Raw genomic sequence first — 24,061 nt, forward strand, 5'->3', positions numbered from 1 at the left:
AGGGAAACGCAGGGTACAGAGGGTAACAGGTGGGTTTCCCCACCTGCGAGGTCGGTTAATGGAAAATGCCCGTGGCCTGCGCATGCTGAATCAGATGCGCTTTGTCATGGGCCGGATTGAGAGCCAGTAAGGCCCCCAACTGGCGTTTGCAGGCTGTGATATCGCCCAGCCCGGCGTAACCCAGCGCCTCGATGAACAGGCAGTGCTGCTGATGCTGATGACCGGTTGGGGTATCCAGCACCACCAGATCCGGCAGCGAGACCGCAAAGAAATCCGCTTCCGGGACGTCATCCCGATGGGCTTCCACCCACGCCAGGAAGCCCTGGAAATGACGCTCCGCCGCCGCGCTGTCACCCAGCTGGCGCAGCGCCATCCCCTGCCAGAAGAGGTAATCTGCGGGCTGATCGTTGTAGTAGCGCCCGGCATCAAGGGTTGAACCACCCTGAGCTGCCCGGGTAAAGCAGCGCTGCGCTTCATCTCCGGCATCAATTTGCGCATGGCAATACCCCAGCAGATACCAGATATCGTTGTCGGTTTGCCCCGGCAGACGCCCCTCACCCAGGTTGTGCGGATAGCACAGCGCCGCCTGCAAGAAAGCTATAGCTTCGCGGTACTCGCCGCGCCCGATATGCTGCAGGGCCAGATGCTGCTGGTTGAGCAGATACTGCCCGGTCACTTTGCCTTCCCCGCCCTCCCACGGATGGAACTGACGCTCCTGCAGCACCTGCGCCGCAAGGCTATAGCGCCCGGAACAGTTCCATAAGCTCAACAGCTCAGCGGTGAGGTCATCACGCTTAAGGGCGACGTTTTCCCGCTCGGTGAGCATGGCGAGGCGCTTCGCCACCGGCTGGCCGGTGAGCTTATTGAGATAATCAAGCTCGAAAAGGAAACGCGGATTCTCCGGCTCCAGCGCCACGGCGCGCTGCAGGTAGTGTTGTGCCAGCGTCAGGTTGTGCTGTTTATTCCAGGCGTAGATCCCGAGCAGGCGGTGCGCGGGTGCAAACTGCGGCTCCTGCTTCAGGGTGAATTCCCAGCAGCTCACCGCATCGTCATAGCGGCGTTTGCTGTACCAGAAGCAGCCCAGCAGATAGCGGGCAAACGGGTCGTCGTGCAGGGTTTGCAGCATCTGCACTTCATCGAGAGCGTTCGGGAAGCGTACCCGCTTGGTCTCGCACTGGCGCGCCGCCGCAATATAGCGGGCGCGGGTGGCTGGCTCGTCGCTTAGCGCGGCCCGCCACAGCTGAGGCAAGGTCTCCTGGCAGTCGAGCAGATCCAGCATTTCGCGGGCGGCGTCGGGCATACCCATGGAGGTTAACCAGCCCGCCAGCACGCAGGCATTGGCCCCGCGACGCCCGGTGACCTGCAGCAGTTTGTCTCGCGAAGCCGCGTCCCGGCTGATTGCCCAGCGCGCATAGTGCAGGGCGTAGCTCAGCGGATGGGTGACCAGGCAGCTCTGGATGTACTCCAGCGCGGTGCCTTCCCCCTGAACCTCCGCCAGGGCGAGCGCTTTGAGCCCCATCGCCAGATTATTACCGGCATTGATCCCGAGGCTGATATCGACTTTTTCCAGCGCGTCGGCAGAGTTGCCACGCTTCATCGCCAGCCGCGCCAGCGACCAGAACGCCGCGTCACGGCAGTTGCCGCTCCACGAGGCTTTGTAGTAGTGCTCCCATGCGGCATCGTCCTGCCCCTGCCGCTCCAGCGCCGTCGCCAGCAGCTGGCTGGCTTCACCATCGCGCGGGTTTTTATTCAGACGGTGGGCGCGAACCAGCGCGGCGTCGGCGCAGCGTTGCGCCTGCGCCCAGTCGGCGCGATTGAGGGCCAGAGTACCCAGCGCCACGTTGTTGCGGTAGTCGTTGGCATCCAGCGCCAGCGCCCGGCGGTAGTAATCCTCCGCATAGCGGCTGGCATGGTTGTACTGCTCCAGATGCTGACCGATGAAATAGAGCTCATCGCTGTTGCTAATCTCCTCCGGCATCGCTGGCGCGGTAGCCGGGTCCGGCAGCGGCGTCTCCTGCGGGATGTGCTCCAGATAGTGCAGCAGCGTGCGGCCCGAGGCGTCTTTTACCCTCAGCGTTAAGCGTTGCGGCCACGCATCCGGCAGCGCCTGCTGCCAGCTTTCGCCCGGCATCAGGGTCAGCTGCGTTTCCCATACCGGCTGGTCGTCGGCGGTCAGCTCGAGGCGCACGTCGTTCAGCGGCGCGATGGCGTAAAGACCAAGGTGAAGCTGCTGCTCGCGGCGTTCAAGCTGCAGCGCCAGCTCGGTACTGGCGTTCTGCACCTGCCCCAGCTCGCTGTAGGGCAGGAAATTCTGCACGAAGATTTTCTCTTCATAAGGCGCAAGCCAGGTGAAATCGGGCTGGTTATCGGTAAAGACCCCGGTCATCAGCTCGATATAGGGGCCGTTTTCATCGGTGAGATTGCGATCCCAGGCACGGCCAAAATCGTCATGGCCCCAGCTCCACTGCTTTTTACCCGGCGAGACGTGGTGATCGGCGACGTGCAGCAGGCCGCCCCGCTCCCCGTGATGGTATGCCCCGACAAAGTCGTAGTCCGATTTTTCAGCCATGTACGACGTCGGCACCGGCACGTTTTTGTAGCGGGAAATATCCACCCCCGCCGAGTAGTCGACTTTATAGTAGGTGCCGGTGGCGATGGGGAAAGCAGAGACCGCGCGCTTGCCGTGGTCAAACACCGCCGTGACGTCCGGCGGGAAGACGCTCTGATGATCGTCCCCGCCCTTCACTGCCGGGTTTGCCCACCACAGGAAGTGGCGCGGCGTGGCGTTGCCGTTGAAGACTTTGCCGGTGATCTCAATCAACGCCCGGTCAGGGTACAGGGTGAATCCGGTCATCACCTGCAGGCCGCGCATCGGTTCGGCCTCGCCCATCCAGACGGTTTGCGCTCCGTTATCCTGCTGCTGGAAGGTAACGTCGACAGGCATAAAGGTGGTTGGGCGATGGTGCTGCGGCCAGTTAAACTCGATCCCACCGGAGATCCATGGCCCCAGCAGGCCCACCAGCGCCGGTTTCACCACTTCGTTGTAGTAAACAAAATCCCGTTGCTGCACTTTGTCATACGCACGATGAATACGTCCGCCCAACTCCGGCAGCAGCATGATGCGGATATAGTCGTTTTCCATCCACACCGCCTGGTAGTCGCGGGGCTCCCGAACGCCGGTCAGGGTATCCGTCACGCCGTAGGGGTAGACCGCGCCAGAGGAGCCCTGGTAGACGCGCTTTTCCAGGAACATCGGGTTGATATCTTCTGCGCCGGTGGTCCACGTCGGTAATGCGACGGTCTCCCGCCAGACCTTCACTGCTCCAGACATATTCACTCTCCAGTAAACAAATAACAGTAAAAAGCGATAAGATGGCAGTGTAGAGAGGAATTCAGCGCGCTGATTGCGTAATGCTCACGCAATATAATTAACGGAGTTTAGTGAATGCAGGTATCCGGTCTGAACAACAACAGGGTGCGACAGCATAACCGCCGCACCATTATGTCGCTGGTATGGCGCTACAAACGCCTGAGCAAATCGCAGCTGGCCCAGTACACCGGACTCTCTATTCCGGCGGTGAGCAAGATCCTGGATGAGCTGGTGGCGGACAAAAAGCTGGGGCATTCCAGTGAAAATCTCAGCACCCGGGGAATGAACAGTGGCCATTATCAAATCCCGGATGATGGGCCATTGATACTCTGCATGAATGTCAGCCCCACCAGCATTGAGAGCCAGCTGATCGACGCCCGCATGTCGCCATTGGGCGAGTTTCTCTGGACCGACGTTAACGCCCAGACGCCCGAGGCGCTGTTGCAGGCGATTGAAAACCTGTGGCAGCAGCAGCGCAAACAGTGGCCAGGGCAGCGCATCAATCTGGCATTAGGCATCCACGGCCAGGTTGATACCGCCACCGGTGTGTCGCAGATCATGCCCCAGGCACCCTGGAAAAAACCGGTCGAGATTAAGTATCTGCTGGAAGAAAAGCTGGGCATCACGGTGAGGGTGGATAACGACTGCGTAATGCTGGCCCTGGCGGAAAAATGGCAAAACCCGGCTAACCGCGACGATTTTTGCGTGATTAACGTCGACTACGGTATCGGCTCCTCGTTCGTCATTAACGGCCAGGTCTATCGCGGGACGCTCAACGGCAGCGGGCAAATCGGCCACACCATTTTCGATCGCGACGGCGTGGCCTGCGCCTGCGGGCGTTACGGCTGCCTGGAGACGGTCGCCTCGTTATCTGCCCTTAAAAAGCAGGCGCGCCTGTGGCTGAAATCCCAGCCAGGCTCCCTCGGCCTTGACCCCGATACCCTCACCAGCCTGCAGCTGATTGAGGCCTGGCGGAAGGGAGACGTGAAAATCCAGCGCTGGGCAGACGAGGCCGCCAACGCCATCGGGCTGACGCTCTACAACCTGCTCAACATCCTCAACATCAATCAAATCTGGTTCTATGGCCGCAGCTGCGCCTTTGGCGAACGCTGGCTCGAAACCATCAACCGCCAGATTGGGTTTACCCCCTTCGATCACGGCGACGCGGTGCGTAACCGGCAAACGGAAATCGCTTTCGGGGGCTTAACCCGGCAGCAGCAGATTATCGGCATCGGGTATCTGTTCGTTGAAGATGCGCTGGCGGCAGGCTAATAGAGAACATGCTGAAATGTCGGGAATTTAAATCATCCTGATGGCTGATTTATGAACAAAACCTGAATGGCGGGCCGGCATTTTGTGTATTAGCTTTAAGATAAATCCCACCCACAGCGAGCCTGCCATGAACACATTACGGTATTTCGATTTCGGTCAGTCCCGGGCGCTGATCCTGTTGATTGCCCGCCTCGCCCTTATCGCGCTGTTTATTATTTTTGGCGTGCCCAAGATGTTCGGTTTTGACGGCACGGTGCAGTATATGGAGAAGCTGGGCGCGCCCATGCCGACGCTGGCCGCCATTGTGGCGGTGATCATGGAAGTGCCCGCCGCCATCCTGATCGTGCTCGGCTTCTTTACCCGTCCGCTGGCGGTGCTGTTTGTCTTTTATACCCTGGGGACAGCGGTGATTGGCCACCACTACTGGGATATGAGTGGCGATGCGGTGATGCCGAATATGATTAACTTCTTCAAGAACATCAGTATTGCCGGCGGGTTTCTGCTGCTGGCGGTCGCCGGGCCGGGGGCTATCTCCATCGACCGGCGCTAGCCATAAAAAAAGGCCGCGAAAGCGGCCTTTTTGTTCTGCACAACAGACTTATGCGTAAACCGGGAAGCGCGCGCAGATATCCAGCACTTTTGCCTTCACGCGTTCAATAACGGCTTCGTCGTTGATGTTGTCCAGCACGTCACACATCCAGCCAGCCAGCTCTTTGACTTCCGCTTCTTTAAAGCCGCGGCGAGTCACAGCCGGAGAACCGATACGGATACCGGAGGTCACAAACGGGCTCTTCGGATCGTTTGGTACGCTGTTTTTGTTAACGGTGATGTTAGCGCGGCCCAGGGCAGCGTCAGCTTCTTTACCGGTCAGGTTTTTATCCACCAGATCCAGCAGGAACAGGTGGTTTTCAGTGCCGCCGGAAACCACTTTGTAACCGCGGTTCAGGAACACTTCCACCATCGCTTTGGCGTTTTTAGCAACCTGCTGCTGGTAGACTTTGAACTCTGGCTCCATCGCTTCTTTCAGCGCCACGGCTTTGGCCGCGATAACGTGCATCAGCGGGCCGCCCTGCGCGCTTGGGAACACGGCAGAGTTCAGTTTCTTATACAGATCTTCGTCACCGCCTTTCGCCAGGATCAGGCCACCGCGTGGACCCGCCAGGGTTTTATGGGTGGTGGTGGTCACAACGTGCGCGTGTGGAACCGGGTTCGGGTAAACGCCTGCGGCGATCAGACCGGCAACATGCGCCATGTCCACGAACAGGTAAGCACCGATGCTGTCTGCGATTTCACGCATTTTAGCCCAGTCAACCACACCGGAGTAAGCCGAGAAGCCGCCGATGATCATCTTCGGCTTGTGCTCTTTGGCCTGTTTTTCCATGTCTGCGTAGTCAATTTTACCGGACTCATCGATGCCGTAAGGGATGATGTTGTACAGCTTGCCGGAGAAGTTAACCGGGGAGCCGTGAGTCAGGTGGCCGCCCTGCGCCAGGTTCATACCCAGAACGGTATCGCCCGGCTGCAGCAGTGCGGTGTAGACCGCGAAGTTAGCCTGGGAGCCAGAGTGCGGCTGCACGTTAGCGTAGTCAGCGCCAAACAGCTCTTTGGCACGATCAATCGCCAGCTGTTCAACGATATCAACATACTCGCAACCGCCGTAGTAGCGCTTGCCCGGGTAACCTTCAGCGTATTTGTTGGTCAGCTGAGAGCCCTGCGCCTGCATAACGCGCGGGCTGGTGTAGTTTTCGGAGGCGATCAGTTCGATGTGCTCTTCCTGACGTACTTTTTCCTGCTCCATAGCCTGCCACAGTTCGGCATCATAATCGGCAATGTTCATTTCACGCTTTAACATCCGCATCTCCTGACTCAGCTAACAAGTAAATTTTGGCCTGAAAAGGCAGTCCTGATGGACGACGGGCAACAGTATAACTGATTAGCAGAGTGATAACAGGTCTTGACAAACGATTTTACGCAAACGTTTACCTGCCCGCCACGCAAGGGTTTGAGGAATAACGCCCTCGCCGCGCAAAACGGATTTCTTTTCAGGTTTGTGATGCAGTTAATTCATGTTGCAAAGAACCATTTACAACGCAGGGTTATTTTTTTAAGATGCATATAAAATACATCATTAAAGTAACATTTAAGGAAGTTGCTATGTTAGACGCTCAAACCATCGCTACCGTGAAAGCCACTATCCCCCTGCTGGTTGAAACCGGTCCTAAGCTCACCGCCCATTTTTACGATCGCATGTTCGCGCACAACCCGGAGCTCAAAGAGGTTTTTAACATGAGCAACCAGCGTAACGGCGATCAGCGTGAAGCGTTGTTTAACGCCATTGCCGCGTATGCCAGCAACATTGAGAACCTGGCGGCGCTGCTGCCTGCGGTGGAAAAAATCGCCCAGAAACATACCAGCTTCCAGATCAAACCCGAGCAGTACAATATTGTTGGCGGCCACCTGCTGGCCACTCTGGACGAAATGTTCAGCCCGGGCCAGGAGGTGCTGGACGCCTGGGGCAAAGCCTACGGCGTGCTGGCAAACGTCTTTATCAATCGTGAAGCGCAGATCTACAGCGAAAACGCCAGCAAGCGTGGCGGCTGGGAAGGCACCCGCGCCTTCCGTATCGTGGAGAAAACCCCGCGCAGCGCGCTGATCACCAGCTTTGAATTTGAGCCCGTCGACGGCCAGCCGGTTGCCGATTACCAGCCAGGTCAGTATCTGGGCGTGTGGCTGAAGCCCGAAGGCTTCCCGCATCAGGAGATCCGCCAGTACTCCCTCACCCGCAAGCCGAACGGCAAAAGCTACCGCATTGCGGTGAAGCGCGAGGAAGGTGGCCAGGTTTCGACATGGCTGCACAACGACGCCAGCGTCGGAGATGTGGTGCATCTGGCCGCGCCTGCGGGCGACTTCTTTATGGCCGTTGAGAGCACCACCCCGGTGACGCTGATCTCCGCCGGTGTGGGCCAGACGCCGATGCTGGCGATGCTGGATACTCTGGCGAAAGGGCAACACAGCGCGCAGGTTAACTGGTTCCACGCCGCAGAGAATGGCGAAGTGCATGCCTTTTCTGATGAAGTGAAAACCCTTGCGGCCACGCTGCCGCACTTCAGCGCGCATACCTGGTATCGCCTGCCGTCGGATGACGACCGTGCCGCAGCGCGTTTCGACAGTGAAGGCCTGATGGCGTTAAGCGAGCATGAAGGTCTGTTCAGCACACCGGATATGCAATTCTACGTGTGTGGTCCGGTGGCATTTATGCAGTATGCCGCGGCGCAGCTGATTGAGTTGGGCGCGAAGAAAGAGAACATTCACTACGAGTGCTTCGGCCCGCATAAAGTGCTGTAATGCAAAAAGCCCCTCTCCGGAGGGGCTTTTTTTTGCCCGGCGGCGCTTCGCTTGCACGGGCCTACGGGTAATGAACGGCGCGGGGATTAAATCGCCGCGTCGTCTTCTTCGCCGGTGCGGATACGGATGACGCGCGATACGTCAAAGACGAAGATCTTGCCGTCACCGATTTTACCGGTCTGCGCGGTGCGGATAATGGTATCCACGCAGGTTTCCACGATGTCGTCCGACACCACGATTTCAATCTTCACCTTCGGCAGGAAATCGACCATGTATTCCGCGCCACGGTAGAGCTCAGTGTGGCCCTTCTGACGACCAAAGCCTTTCACCTCTGTCACCGTCATGCCGGTGATGCCGACTTCCGCCAGCGCTTCACGTACATCATCCAGTTTGAAAGGTTTAATAATCGCATCAATCTTTTTCATGGTGGTCCTTAAACTTATGCCTGTCAGCTGCCTCGTAATCGGTTGCTCACAGTATCATATTCAGGCGGAATTTAGGGTATCACTCTTTAAAATCGTTTGCTTCCAGCTCGTGGCGCGACAGCAGCTTATAAAACTCGGTGCGGTTACGTCCGGCCATCCGCGCAGCATGGGTCACGTTGCCTTTGGTGATCTGCAGTAACTTACGCAGATAGTTAAGCTCAAACTGGTTGCGGGCCTCGACGAAGGTCGGCAGGGCGGTGTTTTCCCCCTCCAGCGCCTGCTCTACCAGCGCATCACTGATTACCGGCGAGGAGGTCAGGGCCACGCACTGCTCAATGACGTTCACCAGCTGACGCACGTTGCCGGGCCAGCTGGCGGTCATCAGCCGCTTCATGGCGTCGGTGGAGAACGCCCGGACAAACGGCTTGTGACGCTCGGCGGACTGGCGCAGCAGCTGGGTGGCCAGCAGGGGGATATCTTCTGCCCGCTCCGCCAGCGCCGGGATCTTCAGGTTAACCACGTTGAGACGATAGAAGAGGTCTTCGCGAAACTCGTTGCGCGCCATCGCCTTGGGCAGATCCCGGTGGGTGGCGGAGATAATACGCACGTCGATGTCGATATCGCGGTTACTGCCGAGCGGCCTGACTTTGCGCTCCTGCAACACGCGCAGCAGCTTGACCTGCAAGGGGGCGGGCATATCGCCAATCTCATCGAGGAACAGCGTGCCGCCTTCCGCCGCCTGGAACAGCCCTTCCCGGCTGCTGACCGCCCCGGTGAAGGCCCCACGGGCATGTCCAAACAGCTCTGACTCCAGCAGTTGTTCCGGCAGCGCCCCGCAGTTGATGGCGATAAAGGCTTTTTTGCCGCGCGGGCTGGCGTTGTGAATGGCCTGGGCGAGGATCTCTTTCCCGGTGCCGCTCTGGCCGTTAATCAGCACGCTGACGTCAGACTGCGCCACCATGCGGGCCTGCTCCAGCAGACGCAGCATGATCGGGCTGCGGGTGACTATCGTCTCCCGCCACGTCTCGTCCCCGGACGGCGCGGCGTGCTCCAGGGCATCATCAATGGCTTTATACAGCGCGTCTTTGTCCACCGGCTTGGTGAGGAAGCTGAACACCCCCTGCTGGGTGGCCGCCACCGCATCCGGAATGGAGCCGTGGGCGGTGAGAATAATGACCGGCATACCGGGCTGGAGCTTCTGGATCTCGGTGAACAGCTGCATGCCGTCCATCTCGTCCATCCGCAGATCGCTGATGACCAGATCGACCTTCTCGCGCCCCAGCACCTTCAGCCCTTCCTGACCGCTTTCGGCGGTCACGACGCTGTAGCCCTCGCTCACCAGACGCATGCCCAGCAGCTTCAGCAAACCAGGATCGTCATCCACCAGCAAAAGATGCGCAGGTTTTCGGCTTGTCATGGCTTTCCGTCCTCTTGTTTCGGGGCATCGCTGTTCGGCTCTGTCGCATCACCCTCGGTGCCGGCGGGCGACGTGGCGCTCTTCGGTGCATCCGGCAGATAGTTACTGACCGGCTTACGGGTGGAGAGCTGGCGTTCAATATCGGTCAGATTCTCCAGCTTGCGGGTGGTGGTATCCAGCTGCGCGCGCAGATATTGCTGCTGCTGGCGCAGGGTGTCCAGCTCACCGTCGGTGGTCTGTTGCAGCTTACCGTAGCGGGAACGCTCCTCCGCCAGCTGCAGCTGCAGCACCTGCCCGTGTCGCCACAGCTGATACAGCGGGCGCACCTGGGGCGGGATCTGCGGGCTCAGCGCATCCAGCCGGGTGGTCAACTGGCGACGCTCCACCGGGTTAATTTTGGCATTCGCCAGCAGGAGCCCGCGTTTAAAGCTCTCCTGCCAGGTATCATCGGTCCAGCCCCGGGCCTCTGCACGCGCCGCGGCGGGTGAGAGACGATCCGCGCAGTCCATGCCGCGCAGCCAGTAAAGCGGGTTGCTGTCGGTCTCCTGGCCGTGCAGCTGCCAGATATTATTGCAGTCGGTAGACAAGAAGTCCGCCAGCTGATGCTCAGGCAATTTTTCATCCTGCTTGCCGCTAATAGCGCTGGTTGGCGCGTGGGTGACGCACCCGGCCAGCAGCAGGCAGGGAAGGCTCAGGCGGATAAAGTGACGGGAAAACACCGCGTTAATGGCGCGGGAAAAGACGTGTGACATACTCACCAGACTTAGATTCATTTTAGTGATTTATCCGACTCAAGCGGCAGTTCGATGCGAAAGCACACATCGGTATGGTCGTCATTGACAAGATTAAGCTCTCCCTGCATACGACGGATACAGTCGCGGGCAATACTCAGCCCCAGGCCGCTTCCCTTCACCGCCCCTTTTCGTTGATGACTACCCTGGAAAAAGGGTTCAAAGATCATCGTTTTTTCATCGTCAGGGATCGGGCTTCCGGTGTTGGCGACATCGATACAGACCCGCGAGCCGCGCGTAAAACTGCGAACATAAATGGTACCGGATTCAATACCATAGTGCACCGCATTGGAATAAAGATTATCCAGTACGCTCATCAGCAGCATCGGTTCGGCTAAACAGGCGGGCGTCGCCAGCGACAGTTCAGTATGCATCATTTTAGCCCGTGCAGGCAGGCTGTGGGCTGAGAGCACCATATCCACCAGCGGCGCGAGCTCCACGCGCTCAAGCTCCGGGATGCCGTCGGCCAGTTTACGGTTGTAATCCAGCAGCTGTTCAATCAGCTTTTGCAGGTTGCGGCTACTGGCATCGAGGATCTCGACAATCTCCCTTTGCTCCGGCGTCAGCGGCCCGGCGACCTCATCGGCCAGCAGTTCGGTGCCCTCACGCATGCTGGCGAGGGGGGTTTTCAGCTCGTGGGAGATGTGGCGTAAAAACTGGTGGCGCTGGGATTCGAGCCACGACAGCCGCTCGGAAAGCCAGATAATCCGTTGCCCGACCGAACGTAACTCGCGCGGGCCGGTAAAGACCACGGTATTGCCCAGCGAGCGCCCCTCCCCCAGCCGGTTAATCATGCGCTCAATGCCCTTAACCGGGCCGATGATCATGCGGGTGAAGAGCAGGACTAGCCCCAGGCTGACAAGGAAAAGCACCAGCGCCTGCCAGCCAAAGAACTGGCCGCGCTCGGCGATCTCCTGCTGGAGCTGCTGACCGCGGGAGAAAATCACCGAGCGGGTCGTCTGTACCATCTCGGTATTGGCGCTTGCAAAGGCCTCCAGCCGTAAGGCGGACTGGGCATCAGGGCCGCTGTTGATGCACTGCAGCTGGGACAGCGCGTTGATATCCTGGCGCAGCGTCTGGTAGAGCTTATCGTCGGGCAGGACACCGGCGTGGGCATCCAGCATTTCGCTGTAGCGTTTACGCTGGTTCTGATACACCCGCGCCAGGGTTCTGTCGTCGAGCACGCAATACTGCCGGTAGCTGCGCTCCATCTCCAGCGCGGCATTGGTCATCGCTTCGCTGCGCCGGGCATCAATCAGGGTGGTTCGGTTTGTGAGCGCCGCCTGCGCGCTGAGCGCGTTCAGGCTCTGCCATGCCTGCCATGCCAGCACCAGCAAAGGCAGCAGGATCAGCAGGAAGGCCATCATGACTAACTGTCGTAAGGAGCGAGGGAAAACAGGCCAGCGTTTCAACGCATTACTCTCTGTCGCGAGGGAATAAGGGGATGCTAGCCGGACAAGAGTTCAGATACAACAAAGCCGGGTTAAAAACCCGGCTTTGTTATGGAATGAGGCGGTGCCTAACTCGACGTTTCGCCCTGGGTCTGATAAAGCAAAGCTATGATCAGTAGTTGGACGGCAGGCACCTTTTTGTGCGTCATTCGAAGTTTATGTAGCGCGTCCCGAAGGGGCTGACATAAGAGGGTGAATGAGCCACTGGTTATTATTATGCAACAGATGTGCCATAATGCAAATATAAATATTAATGACATGAAAAATAAGAATTTTTATGGCGTGATGTAGTAATTTCGCAAGGTATGGTTTTCAGGCTATCTGTCGCTTATTAGCAACACCCTGAACAGGTTATTGCGGGGTTTATATAAATCAATGAGTTAAATGTCGCTTTTTAGCGACACCGCATAATGTGAGTTGTCGCACATTTGCGACACTTGAGAATTTGTGCGGCCTGCTGCCCTCACCCCGGCCCTCTCCCACAGGGAGAGGGTGAAAAAAAACGGCAACCGAAGTTGCCGTTCTGGATTTATCCCAACTGCTTACGCGCGTTGCGGAAGATACGCATCCACGGGCTGTCCTCGCCCCAGTTCTCCGGGTGCCAGGAGTTGCTCACGGTGCGGAACACGCGCTCAGGGTGCGGCATCATCACGGTTACGCGACCGCTTTCGCTGGTCACCGCGGTGATCCCGTTGGCGGAGCCGTTCGGGTTTGCCGGGTAGTTTTGCGTAACCTTGCCGAAGTTATCGACAAAGCGCAGCGCCACCAGACCTTTGCTCTCCAGCTCGGCCAGATGCGCGGCGTTACGCAGCTCAACCTGCCCTTCACCGTGGGATACGGCGATTGGCATCTGCGATCCCACCATGCCCTGCAGCAGCAGAGACGGGCTCTGGGTCACTTCAACCAGGCTGAAACGCGCTTCGAAGCGATCGGACTGGTTACGCACAAAGCGCGGCCAGGCTTCGCTGCCCGGGATCAGCTCGCGCAGGTTAGACATCATCTGGCAGCCGTTACACACGCCCAGCGCCAGGGTCTGCGGACGGTGGAAGAAGGTTTCGAACTCATCGCGAACGCGTTCGTTAAAGAGGATGGATTTCGCCCAGCCTTCGCCCGCGCCCAGCACGTCACCGTAAGAGAAGCCGCCGCACGCCACCAGCGCCTGGAAATCGGCCAGACCGGTGCGGCCTGCCAGCAGGTCGCTCATGTGCACGTCGATAGCATCGAAGCCTGCACGGTGGAAGGCAGCCGCCATCTCAACGTGGGAGTTCACGCCCTGCTCACGCAGCACGGCCACTTTCGGACGTTCGCCACGGGCAATATACGGTGCGGCAATGTCTTCGTTGAGGTCGAAGGTGAGTTTAACGTTCAGGCCCGGATCGTTGTCGTTGGCTTTCGCCTCGTGCTCCTGATCGGCGCACGCCGGGTTGTCGCGCAGACGCTGCATCTGCCAGGTGGTTTCTGCCCACCACATACGCAGCGTGGAGCGGCTTTCGGCAAAGACCGTCTGGCCGTTGGCGTCGATAACAAAACGATCCCCGCTCACCGCTTTACCCAGATAGTGCACGCAGTCACCCAGACCGTGCTGCGCCAGCAACGCCTCCACCGCGTCGCGATCCGCTGCACGCACCTGAATCACCGCGCCCAGCTCTTCGTTGAACAGTGCAGCCAGACGATCGTCGCCCAGAGAGGCGATGTTTGCCTCAACGCCGCAGTGACCGGTGAAGGCCATTTCTGCCAGGGTAACCAGCAGGCCGCCGTCGGAACGGTCGTGGTAGGCCAGCAGTTTACGCTCTGCAACCAGCGCCTGAATGGCGTCGTAGAAGCCTTTCAGCTGTGCTACGTCACGCACGTCAGCCGCGTTGTCGCCCAGCTGGCGATAAACCTGCGCCAGCGCGGTCGCGCCCAGCGCATTGTGGCCTTTACCCAGATCGATCAGCAGCAGGGCGTTGTCTTCGGTGGCGAGCTGCGGCGTGATGGTGTGGCGCACGTCTTCCACGCGGGCGAAGGCGGTGATCACCAGCGACAGCGGAGAGGTCATCTCGCGCTGCTCGCTGCCTTCCTGCCAGCGAGTTTTCATCGACATGGAATCTTTGCCCACCGGAATGGTCAGGCCGAGAGCAGGACAGAGCTCTTCCCCTACCGCTTTTACCGCTTCGTACAGCCCGGCGTCTTCGCCCGGGTGACCGGCTGCGGCCATCCAGTTGGCGGAGAGCTTGATACGTTTGATGTCGCCAATGTGTGTGGCGGCAATGTTAGTCAGCGCTTCGCCTACTGCCAGACGGGCAGAAGCCGCGAAGTCCAGCAGGGCAACCGGGGAGCGTTCGCCCAGCGCCATCGCTTCACCATAGTAGCTGTCGAGGCTGGCGGTGGTCACCGCGCAGTTCGCCACCGGTACCTGCCACGGGCCTACCATCTGATCCCGGGCAACCATGCCGGTCACGGTGCGGTCGCCGATAGTGACGAGGAAGGTTTTCTCCGCGACGGACGGCAGATGCAGAACGCGGTTGACCGCGTCGGCCACGGTGACGCCCTGCAGGTCGAGCGCTTTACCGCTGGCTTTGCGGGACTCAACGTCGCGGGTCATCTTCGGCGTTTTGCCCAGCAGCACGTCCAGCGGCAGATCAATCGGCTGGTTGTCGAAGTGGGTATCGCTTAAGGAGAGGTGCATCTCTTCGGTGGCTTCGCCGATCACCGCGTACGGTGCGCGCTCGCGGCGGCACAGCTCGTCAAACAGCGGCAGCTGATCTGGCGCCACGGCCAGCACATAGCGTTCCTGGGATTCGTTACACCAGATCTCCAGCGGGCTCATGCCTGGCTCATCGCTCAGGATGTCGCGAAGGTTGAAGCGTCCGCCGCGGTTGCCGTCGCTGACCAGCTCCGGCATGGCGTTGGACAGACCGCCCGCGCCGACATCGTGGATAAAGAGGATCGGGTTGGCATCACCCAGCTGCCAGCAGCGGTCGATCACCTCCTGGCAACGACGCTCCATCTCAGGGTTGTCACGCTGGACTGAGGCAAAGTCGAGATCCGCGTCAGACTGGCCGGAGGCCATAGAAGAGGCTGCCCCGCCGCCCAGACCGATGTTCATCGCCGGGCCACCCAGCACGATCAGCTTCGCGCCAACAACGATCTCGCCTTTCTGCACGTGATCGGCGCGAATGTTGCCGATCCCACCTGCCAGCATGATCGGCTTATGGTAGCCGCGCAGCTCTTCGCCGTTGTGGCTGTCCACTTTCTCTTCATAGGTACGGAAGTAGCCGTTCAGGGCCGGTCGACCAAATTCGTTGTTGAACGCCGCGCCGCCCAGCGGGCCGTCGGTCATGATGTCCAGCGCGGTAACAATACGCTCTGGCTTGCCGAAATCTTCTTCCCACGGCTGCTCAAAGCCCGGGATACGCAGGTTGGAAACGGAGAAACCGACCAGACCCGCCTTTGGTTTTGCCCCACGACCGGTTGCGCCTTCGTCACGGATTTCACCGCCGGAACCGGTCGCAGCCCCCGGCCACGGCGAGATCGCCGTCGGGTGGTTGTGGGTTTCAACTTTCATCAGGATATGCGCAGGCTCCTGATGGAAGTCATAGCGCCCTGCTTCGCGATCGGCGAAGAAGCGGCCCACCTCGGAACCTTCCATCACCGCAGCGTTGTCTTTGTAAGCCGACAGTACGTGGTCAGGGGTTTTCTCCATGGTGTTCTTGATCATTTTAAACAGCGACTTCGGCTGCTGCTCGCCGTCAATAATCCAGTCGGCGTTGAAGATCTTGTGACGGCAGTGCTCAGAGTTAGCCTGCGCGAACATATAGAGTTCGATGTCGTTCGGGTTGCGGTTCAGCTTAACGAACGCATCCTGCAGGTAGTCAATTTCATCTTCCGCCAGCGCCAGGCCTAAACGCAGGTTGGCGTCAATCAGCGCCTGACGGCCCTGGCCCAGCAGATCCACGCTCTGGACCGGTGCAGGCTGGTGGTGAGAGAAGAGCTGCTCTGCGTCGTCGAGAGAGGCAAACACGCTCTCCATCATGCGGTCGTGCAGCTCGGTTGCCACGACTGACCACTGGGCGTCGGTAAGGCTGGAGGCTTCAACGTAATACGCCACGCCCCGCTCCAGACGGTTAATCTGGCTCAGACCACAGTTATGGGCGATGTCGGTTGCTTTAGAAGACCAGGGGGAGATGGTGCCAGGGCGAGGCGTGACCAGCAGAAGTTTACCGTTCGGGGTATGGCTGCTCAGGCTTGGGCCATACTTCAGCAGGCGTTCCAGTCGGACCATCTCGTCTGCCGACAGAGGCGCGGTCAGGTCAGCAAAATGGACATACTCAGCGTAAATATTGCTTACCGGAAGGTCGGCCGCCTGAAAACGTGCCAGCAGTTTGTTGATACGGAAGGCAGACAGTGCAGGCGAACCACGCAGAATTTCCATCATAAGTCTCTCGTCTTCGAAGCGCCGGAGGCGCTTACAGTGTGCGCAAGGGGGGAAAACGGGCGCCATTATAGTGGATCCTGCGCGCCGACGAAACCGTTTGCGTCGTAATAAAATCGTTGCTGGCATTTAGCAACAAATGTTGCCGCGCCTGCTAATAAGTTGCCAAGTGGCGTAACTTTGCGCAAAATGCCGCGAAATCTTTGGTAATACTTGTTTTAACTGTGGCCAATACTAACCAGAATAATACACAGCATATAGAATCAACTTATTGAAAAAATTAAAGATTAATTACCTGTTCATCGGCATCGTCACCCTGCTGCTGGCAGCGGCCCTCTGGCCATCAATCCCCTGGTTCGGTAAAGCCGAAAATCGCATCGCCGCCATCCAGGCGCGGGGGGAGCTGCGCGTCAGTACCATTGTCTCTCCCCTCACCTACAGTTCGGTAAACGATAAAGTCATTGGACTGGATTACGAACTGGCGCAGCATTTTGCCGACTACCTGGGCGTGAAGCTGAAAGTTACGGTGCGCCAGAACATCAGCCAGCTGTTTGACGACCTTGATAATGGCGATGCCGATCTGCTGGCCGCAGGCCTGGTCTATAACAGCGAGCGCAGCAAAAATTATCAGCCAGGCCCGACCTACTACTCTGTCTCGCAGCAGCTGGTCTATCGCGTGGGCAGCCTGCGCCCGCGCACCCTTGCCGGCCTTACCGCCGATCGGCTTACCGTCGCCCCCGGCCATGTGGTGATTGACGACCTGCGGGCGCTGAAAGAGAAAAAGTACCCTGACCTCAGCTGGAAGGTTGATGAGAAGCTCGGCACCACGGCGCTGCTGGAGCAGGTGACGGACGGGAAACTGCCCTACACCATCGCCGACTCGGTTGCCATCAGCCTGTTCCAGCGCGTTCACCCGGAGCTGGCCGTGGCGCTGGACGTCACCGACGAGCAGCCCGTCACCTGGTTCAGTCCCCTTGACGCCGACCAGACGCTCTCCGCCGCCATGCTCGATTTCTATAACGGGATGAATGAAGACGGCACCCTGGCGCGTCTGGAAGAGAAGTACCTCGGGCACGGCGACGATTTCGACTATGTCGATACCCGCAGCTTCCTGCGGGCGGTGGATAACGTCCTGCCGGAGCTGAAACCGCTGTTTGAGAAGTACGCCCAGGAGATTGACTGGCGTCTGCTGGCCGCGATTTCGTATCAGGAGTCTCACTGGGATGCGCAGGCCACCTCGCCAACCGGCGTGCGCGGCCTGATGATGCTGACCAAAAACACCGCCCAGAGCCTGGGCCTCACCGACCGTACCGACGCCGAGCAGAGCATCAGCGGCGGCGCGCGTTACCTGCAGGATATGATGGCGAAAGTGCCGGAGACGGTGCCGGAGGAGGAGCGGATCTGGTTTGCGCTGGCGGCCTATAACATGGGCTATGCCCATATGATCGACGCCCGCGCCCTGACCGCGAAAACCAAAGGTAATCCGGACAGCTGGTCAGACGTAAAGCAGCGCCTGCCGCTGCTGAGCCAGAAGCCGTATTACAACAAGTTAACCTATGGCTATGCGCGCGGCCACGAGGCGTACGCCTACGTGGAGAATATCCGCAAATACCAGATAAGCCTGGTGGGGTATCTGATGGAGAAAGAGAAAGAGGCGCTGACGGAGCAGCAGCTGGCGCAGGCCTATCCGGTGGTGTCACCGGATGAGCTTACTCACCCGATTACTTCGATTCTGCCTTTTGCTGCTTTTTCTGCTGACGCCGCATTCGAAAGAAGTCACTTAGCAACGCCGAACACGCTGGTGCCAGTACCCCTCCAATAATGTTGACCTGATGATTCATGCCGGGGTGGCTGAGCACGTCCAGCAGCGAACCTGCCGCGCCGGTTTTTTCATCCCGCGCGCCATACACCACCGTGCCGATCCGGCTGTGGATCATCGCCCCGGAGCACATAACGCAGGGTTCGAGGGTGACATACAGGGTGGTATCCAGCAGGCGGTAGTTTTGCAGCACCAGCCCGCCCTGGCGTAAGGCCATAATTTCGGCATGCGCGGTAGGGTCATGGCGACCAATCGGGCGATTCCAGCCTTCGCCAATCACCTGATTGTTGTGTACCAGTACGGCACCAACCGGGACTTCGCCTTCATCCCAGGCACGTTGGGCAAGCTGGAGCGCGTGGCGCATCCAGTATTCATGATTAAGTTCGGGGTCGGACAACGCAGCATACTCCAGTCTGAAAAGCGGGCGCATTATACACACCCGCTATGCATAATCACACAATCATTCCAGTTGCTGCAGTTCGCCCAGCGGCGTGACGCGCCAGCGGTGCTGGCAGAAGTAGAGCAGCGGGTTATCCTGTTTGCTGTCGCTGTAGCCGCTGTAGAGCCGCAGCGGGGTGCCGATTTTTTTCTCCAGCTGCACCACCTTCTCGTGGCCGAGGCAGCGCATGGTCAGCACCCAGCCGCCGTAAGCGCGGCCAATCTGGGTGGCGATCAGATTGACGCGCGGCAGCCAGGGGGTATCAAAATAGACCTGTTCCACCAGCGACTGCGGCGAGCCGGTGATCAGCCAGATATCGGCGTCGTTGGCGTCCAGGTAGTTTGTCAGCCGATCCTGCACCACCGGAAAGGCGGTGACGTGCTCGCGAAACCAGCTGACAAACTCTTTCTCCAGCTGTTTGAGCCGGGCTTCGCTGTGGCCGAAGGTGCAGCCCCACAGCAGCAGGCTCATCGGCCAGCGGGCGGCGCGCCCTTTCACCAGCAGCACGCAGCCCACAATGGGTAGCAAGGGCAATACGAGCAGGGCATTCAGGGGCTGTCGGCGCAGTAAATAGCGCATAAAGGTACCGAACATATCCTGCTGATGCAGCGTTCCGTCCAGATCAAAAAAGACAACGCGACGCTCGTTATTTGCCAAACCTTACTCCTCTGGATCGTTAAACCCTAACAGCCAGGTAAACAGGAACCCGGCGATCACCGCTACCAGATAGCCTAACAGATAGAGCATGACTTTTCCGGTCACGATGGTTAATGCCAGCGGTAAACCGGAAATGCCAAAGGTAATCACGGTGGCGACTTTCCAGTAACCGATCAGCGCCCCGCCAACCGCGCCGCCCAGACAGGCACCGATAAAGGGCTTGCCCAGCGGCAGGGTGACGCCGAAAATCAGCGGCTCGCCAATGCCCAGCAGACCAACCGGCAGCGCCCCTTTGATCACCTTTTTCAGGCGTTCATTGCGGGTTTTCATCAGCACCGCAATCGCCGCGCCGATCTGCCCGACCCCGGCCATCGCCAGAATAGGCAGCAGGGCGTTGTAGCCGTGGGCCTGCACCAGCTCAACGTGGATCGGCACCAGCCCCTGATGTAAACCGGTCAGCACCAGCGGCAGGAAGGTACCGGACAGCACCGCGCCCACCAGGAAACCACCGCGATCGATAGCCCAGGAGGCACCGTGAGCGATGGATTCTGAGATCCAGCCACCCAGCGGCTGCAGGACAATAATTGCAATGCTGCCGGTGATAAGGGTCGTCAGCAGCGGGTTGAGGATCAGCTCCAGCGAGCCCGGCAGGGCGTTGCGCAGCTTTTTCTCGATCCAGCACATCAGCACCACCACCAGCAGCACGGCGATCACCCCGCCCCGTCCCGGCTGCAGCGCTTCACCAAACAGGGTGATCTGCGCCAGTTGCGGGCTGGAGAGAATGCCGGCCATCACCCCGCCTAACGCCTGCGAGCCGCCAAACACTTTGGCGGTATTAACCCCGACCAGAATGTTCATGATGGCGAAGACCGCACTGCCGAAAATGCCCAAGATCCCGAGCAGGTTTGGATAGTGCGTCGCAAAATCCCCGACAATGTCCGGGCGCTTGAGGATATTGATAATCCCGGTAATCAGCCCCGAGGCAATAAACGCCGGAATTAGCGGAATAAAGACGTTAGCCAGCATGCGCAGCGCATCGCTCATCGGGGCTTTGTATTTGGCCTTGGCCTGGGCTTTGGTGCGCTCGGCGTCATTGATTACCGCCCCGTCCATCAGCGAACGCATGGCGTCCACCACCTGCGCCGCCTTGCCGGGGCCGACAATCAGCTGATGCTGCTCCCCTTGTTTTACATAACCGCTGACGCCGGGCAGTTTTTTCAGGGTGATCGGATCGAGCTTGTCGTCATCCTGCACCTCCACCCTCACCCGCGTCATACAGTTTTCCAGACGCAGTATATTTTTCTCTCCGCCGATCCCCGCGAGAATACCGCTGGCGAGCGCTGCTGTTTTTTCCATGTACGCCTCTTTAGTTTTCTAATGCCGCACGTAAGAATCCCTGATGCGCGTCAAGCCTGGCGCGCGCCGCAGCGGCATCCAGCCCGCTTAAGATCATCAGAATGGCCGGTTTGACGTCATACCCGGTCTGTTGCAGAACCTGTTCCGCCTCTTCGCGGGAGGTTCCCGTGGCTTCGACCACCATGCGGCACGCCCGGTCGATGAGCTTCACGTTAGTGGCTTTCATGTCGACCATCAGGTTCTGGTAGACCTTGCCAAACTTCACCATCGCCCCGGTGGAGATCATGTTGAGCACCAGCTTTTGCGCCGTGCCGGATTTCAGGCGGGTGGAGCCGGTTAATGCCTCCGGGCCCACCACCGGCGAGATGGCGATCGCAGCCACCTGAGCAATGGGTGAACCTGGATTGCAGGAGATGGCCACGGTGGTGCAGCCGGTCTGGTTGGCATACTCCAGCCCGCCAATCACGTACGGCGTGCGCCCGGAGGCGGCCAGCCCGACCACCAGATCCTTCGCGGTCAGGTTGAGGGCTTTGAGATCGTCCTCACCGAGCTGTTTGCTGTCCTCTGCCCCTTCCACCGCTTTCAGCAGCGCGCCCGGGCCACCGGCAATCAGGCCGATCACCAGGCCATGCGGCACGCCAAAGGTCGGCGGGCACTCGGAGGCATCCAGTACCCCCAGGCGTCCGCTGGTGCCTGCGCCCATGTAGATGATGCGCCCGCCCGCTTTCAGCGCCTCTGCGGCGGCATCCACAGCTTTCGCCACCTCGGGCAATGTCTCTTTCACTGCCTGCGCGACCAGCGTATCCTGTTGGTTAAAGCGATGAACAAGGTCAAGCGTGGAGAGTGCGTCCAGGTCCAGGGTTTGTGGGTTGCGGGATTCTGATACCAGTGAGCCGAGATTCATTTTTTGTACCTCAAGAATTTTTAATTCATAATAGTCGCATTATAATGGAATATAAAATTCATTCAGGCGAGCAGAATTCGCATTTGCTGCAGTCATCACATTTCGCCAGGAGTCCTTATGAACTGTTTAATTCGTATCCGCCAGCGATACGCGGGTTTTGCCCAGAGCGATAAAAAACTGGCGGATTTTTTACTCTCTCAGCCCGATCGCGCCCGCCACTTAAGCTCTCAGCAGCTGGCAAGCGAGGCGGGCGTGAGCCAGTCCAGCGTGGTGAAATTCGCCCAGAAGATTGGTTTTAAAGGCTTTCCCGCATTAAAACTGGCGCTCAGCGAGGCGCTGGCCAGTAATCCGAATCCGCAATCCATGCCGGTCCATAACCAGATCCGCGGCGACGATCCGATGCGTCTGGTAGGGGAAAAGCTGATCAAGGAGAACGTGGCGGCAATGCACGCCACCCTCGACGTTAACAGCGAAGAGAAACTGCTGGAGAGCGTGGCCATGCTGCGCGCGGCAAGACGGGTTATCCTTACCGGCATTGGCGCCTCCGGGCTTGTAGCGCGAAACTTTGGCTGGAAGCTGAATAAAATCGGCGTGATTGCGATTGTCGAACAGGACATGCACGCCCTGCTGGCCACCGTGCAGGCGATGGAGCCTGACGATCTTCTGCTGGCCCTCTCCTACTCCGGCGAACGCCGGGAAATCAATCTGGCCGCCGACGAAGCGCTGCGCGTGGGCGGTAAAATTCTGGCGATCACCGGCTTTACCCCCAATGCACTGCAGCAGCGGGCCACGCGTTGTCTGTATACCATTGCCGAAGAGCAGGCCACCCGCAGTGCGGCGATCTCCTCCACCAGCGCGCAGATGATGCTCACCGATCTACTGTTTATGGCGCTGGTTCAGCAGGATCTGGAGCATGCCCCGGAACGTATTCGACAGAGTGAGGCGTTGGTAAAAAAACTGGTTTGAGCAGACAATGAGCGTATAATGCCCGCCCTGTTTGTGTTGTTTCTGAGAATTTCCTGATGGCGCTGTTAATCACCAAAAAATGCATCAATTGCGATATGTGCGAACCCGAATGCCCTAACCAGGCAATCTCTATGGGGGAGAGCATTTATGAGATTAACAGCGACCGCTGCACCGAGTGCATTGGCCATTATGAGACCCCAACCTGCCAGAAGGTGTGCCCGATCCCCAATACTATCCTGAAAGATCCGGCACATCCTGAATCGGAAGAGCAGCTGTGGGACAAATTCGTGCTGATGCACCACGCCGATAAGATTTAACTTTCGATGAGCACCGTGGCGCAGGCGTAATGGCGCTCATCCGCCAGCGTCACGTGCATATGCGCCACGCCCAGTTTTTCTGCCAGCTTTAACGCCTCGCCCCACAGCCGGAGGCGCGGTTTGCCCAGCTCATCGTTAAACACTTCGAACTGATTGAACGCCAGACCGTTGCGGATCCCGGTGCCGAAGGCTTTTGCCGCCGCCTCCTTCACCGCAAATCGTTTGGCAAGAAAACGCACCGGCTGCTGGTGCGTTTCCCAGATGGCCCACTCGTTATCGCTGAGCACCCGGCGGGCAAGGCGATCGCCGCTGCGGGCAATCACCGCTTCAATGCGGGCGATCTCAACGATATCCGTGCCTAAGCCAAGGATAGCCATTACTTGCGGGCTTCCTGCATCAGGCGTTTCATCTCAGATACCGCCTCTTTCAGGCCGCTCATCACCGCGCGACCGATAATCGCATGGCCGATGTTCAGCTCGTACATCTCCGGGATCGCCGCGATGGCTTTGACGTTGTGATAGGTCAGACCGTGGCCGGCATTCACCTTCAGGCCCAGACCGGCGGCATAGGTTGCCGCTTTAGCGATGCGATCGAGCTCTTTGGCCTGAGTGGTTTCATCTTCGGCATCGGCGTAGCAGCCGGTGTGGATCTCAATGTACGGCGCGCCAACGTCGGCTGCGGCTTTGATCTGCGCTTCATCGGCATCGATAAACAGCGACACGAGGATCCCGGCGTCGGCCAGACGTTTGCAGGCGTCACGCATCTTGTCCAGCTGACCGGCCACATCCAGCCCACCTTCGGTGGTCACTTCCTGGCGCTTTTCCGGTACCAGGCAGCAGAAATGGGGTTTAGTCTCAACGGCAATCGCCAGCATCTCTTCGGTGACGGCCATCTCCAGATTCATGCGGGTGTCCAGGGTCTGACGCAGGATACGCACGTCGCGATCGGTAATATGACGACGGTCTTCGCGCAGGTGCACGGTAATACCGTCAGCCCCCGCCTGCTCGGCGATAAAGGCCGCCTGGACCGGATCGGGATACGCAGTACCGCGTGCATTGCGCAGGGTGGCAATGTGGTCAATGTTGACGCCTAACAGTAATTCAGCCATGACAATCCTC

19 protein-coding genes are annotated in these 24,061 nt (G+C 58.9%); 6 read left to right on the top strand and 13 right to left on the bottom strand.

What is annotated here, in order from left to right; genetic code table 11:
* Window positions 1-55: 55 nt before the first annotated feature.
* The gene (locus FHN83_RS05135) at window positions 56-3,331 is read right to left on the bottom strand and encodes a DUF5107 domain-containing protein (protein WP_139563369.1); all 3,276 of its coding nucleotides are present in this window, start codon (window positions 3,329-3,331) and stop codon (window positions 56-58) included.
* Between the two features lie 114 nt (window positions 3,332-3,445).
* On the opposite strand from FHN83_RS05135, the gene FHN83_RS05140 reads away from it, so the two are divergent.
* Window positions 3,446-4,642, top strand: coding sequence for an ROK family protein (locus tag FHN83_RS05140; protein WP_139563370.1), 1,197 nt, complete (start codon window positions 3,446-3,448; stop codon window positions 4,640-4,642).
* 127 nt (window positions 4,643-4,769) lie between these two features.
* The gene (locus FHN83_RS05145) at window positions 4,770-5,192 is read left to right on the top strand and encodes a DoxX family protein (RefSeq protein ID WP_039029743.1); all 423 of its coding nucleotides are present in this window, start codon (window positions 4,770-4,772) and stop codon (window positions 5,190-5,192) included.
* A 48-nt stretch (window positions 5,193-5,240) separates the two neighbouring features.
* Here FHN83_RS05145 and glyA read toward each other — a convergent pair whose 3' ends face one another.
* Complete coding sequence (gene glyA / locus FHN83_RS05150; protein WP_039029744.1) at window positions 5,241-6,494, bottom strand: serine hydroxymethyltransferase; 1,254 nt, start codon at window positions 6,492-6,494, stop codon at window positions 5,241-5,243.
* Between the two features lie 302 nt (window positions 6,495-6,796).
* Here glyA and hmpA point away from each other — a divergent pair, with 302 nt between their 5' ends.
* On the top strand, window positions 6,797-7,987 hold the full coding sequence (gene hmpA, locus FHN83_RS05155; protein ID WP_139563371.1) for an NO-inducible flavohemoprotein: 1,191 nt from the start codon (window positions 6,797-6,799) through the stop codon (window positions 7,985-7,987).
* Window positions 7,988-8,073: 86 nt separating this feature from the next.
* Here the strand turns inward: hmpA and glnB are convergent, their stop codons facing one another.
* The 5 genes from glnB to purL form a co-directional block, all read right to left on the bottom strand.
* A complete protein-coding gene (gene glnB / locus FHN83_RS05160; protein ID WP_039029746.1) occupies window positions 8,074-8,412 on the bottom strand; it encodes a nitrogen regulatory protein P-II in 339 nt (112 codons plus the stop codon).
* A 79-nt stretch (window positions 8,413-8,491) separates the two neighbouring features.
* The gene (gene glrR / locus FHN83_RS05165) at window positions 8,492-9,829 is read right to left on the bottom strand and encodes a two-component system response regulator GlrR (RefSeq protein WP_039029747.1); all 1,338 of its coding nucleotides are present in this window, start codon (window positions 9,827-9,829) and stop codon (window positions 8,492-8,494) included.
* Window positions 9,826-10,602 carry a two-component system QseEF-associated lipoprotein QseG gene (gene qseG, locus FHN83_RS05170; RefSeq protein ID WP_039029748.1) on the bottom strand — a complete coding sequence of 259 codons (777 nt, stop codon included), beginning with the start codon at window positions 10,600-10,602 and terminating at the stop codon, window positions 9,826-9,828. The genes glrR and qseG overlap by 4 nt, the downstream gene beginning before the upstream one ends.
* The gene (gene qseE, locus FHN83_RS05175) at window positions 10,599-12,032 is read right to left on the bottom strand and encodes a two component system sensor histidine kinase QseE/GlrK (protein WP_176556469.1); all 1,434 of its coding nucleotides are present in this window, start codon (window positions 12,030-12,032) and stop codon (window positions 10,599-10,601) included. The genes qseG and qseE overlap by 4 nt, the downstream gene beginning before the upstream one ends.
* A gap of 568 nt (window positions 12,033-12,600) precedes the next feature.
* Entirely contained in the window at window positions 12,601-16,488 is a 3,888-nt protein-coding gene (gene purL, locus FHN83_RS05180; RefSeq protein WP_139563373.1) for a phosphoribosylformylglycinamidine synthase, read from the bottom strand.
* A gap of 268 nt (window positions 16,489-16,756) precedes the next feature.
* Between purL and mltF the strand changes: the two genes are divergently transcribed.
* Window positions 16,757-18,307 (top strand): membrane-bound lytic murein transglycosylase MltF, encoded by a 1,551-nt coding sequence (gene mltF, locus FHN83_RS05190; RefSeq protein WP_139563374.1) that lies wholly within the window; start codon window positions 16,757-16,759, stop codon window positions 18,305-18,307.
* Here mltF and tadA read toward each other — a convergent pair.
* The 4 genes from tadA to murQ are packed head-to-tail and all read right to left on the bottom strand — an operon-like array spanning window position 18,207 to window position 21,660.
* A complete protein-coding gene (gene tadA, locus FHN83_RS05195; protein WP_139563375.1) occupies window positions 18,207-18,734 on the bottom strand; it encodes a tRNA adenosine(34) deaminase TadA in 528 nt (175 codons plus the stop codon). The two genes, mltF and tadA, sit on opposite strands and share 101 nt — an antisense overlap.
* Before the next feature lie 30 nt (window positions 18,735-18,764).
* Window positions 18,765-19,400, bottom strand: coding sequence for a phosphatidylglycerophosphatase C (gene yfhb, locus FHN83_RS05200; protein ID WP_039029753.1), 636 nt, complete (start codon window positions 19,398-19,400; stop codon window positions 18,765-18,767).
* 3 nt (window positions 19,401-19,403) lie between these two features.
* Window positions 19,404-20,756: a PTS transporter subunit EIIC gene (locus FHN83_RS05205; protein ID WP_139563376.1), complete on the bottom strand. Its 1,353-nt coding sequence runs from the start codon at window positions 20,754-20,756 to the stop codon at window positions 19,404-19,406.
* Window positions 20,757-20,766: 10 nt separating this feature from the next.
* Entirely contained in the window at window positions 20,767-21,660 is an 894-nt protein-coding gene (murQ, locus tag FHN83_RS05210) for an N-acetylmuramic acid 6-phosphate etherase (RefSeq protein ID WP_039029755.1), read from the bottom strand.
* Window positions 21,661-21,777: 117 nt separating this feature from the next.
* Between murQ and FHN83_RS05215 the strand changes: the two genes are divergently transcribed.
* Together FHN83_RS05215 and FHN83_RS05220 are read left to right on the top strand one after the other, a co-directional pair.
* On the top strand, window positions 21,778-22,626 hold the full coding sequence (locus FHN83_RS05215; protein ID WP_139563377.1) for a MurR/RpiR family transcriptional regulator: 849 nt from the start codon (window positions 21,778-21,780) through the stop codon (window positions 22,624-22,626).
* Window positions 22,627-22,682: 56 nt separating this feature from the next.
* Entirely contained in the window at window positions 22,683-22,943 is a 261-nt protein-coding gene (locus FHN83_RS05220; protein WP_039029757.1) for a YfhL family 4Fe-4S dicluster ferredoxin, read from the top strand.
* Here FHN83_RS05220 and acpS read toward each other — a convergent pair.
* The gene (gene acpS, locus FHN83_RS05225; RefSeq protein WP_139563378.1) at window positions 22,940-23,320 is read right to left on the bottom strand and encodes a holo-ACP synthase; all 381 of its coding nucleotides are present in this window, start codon (window positions 23,318-23,320) and stop codon (window positions 22,940-22,942) included. The two genes, FHN83_RS05220 and acpS, sit on opposite strands and share 4 nt — an antisense overlap.
* The gene (gene pdxJ, locus FHN83_RS05230; RefSeq protein WP_039029759.1) at window positions 23,320-24,051 is read right to left on the bottom strand and encodes a pyridoxine 5'-phosphate synthase; all 732 of its coding nucleotides are present in this window, start codon (window positions 24,049-24,051) and stop codon (window positions 23,320-23,322) included. The genes acpS and pdxJ overlap by 1 nt, the downstream gene beginning before the upstream one ends.
* Window positions 24,052-24,061 lie beyond the last annotated feature (10 nt).

It is taken from the genome of Leclercia adecarboxylata (assembly GCF_006171285.1).
GTDB classification, from domain to species: Bacteria; Pseudomonadota; Gammaproteobacteria; order Enterobacterales; family Enterobacteriaceae; genus Enterobacter; species Enterobacter barmai.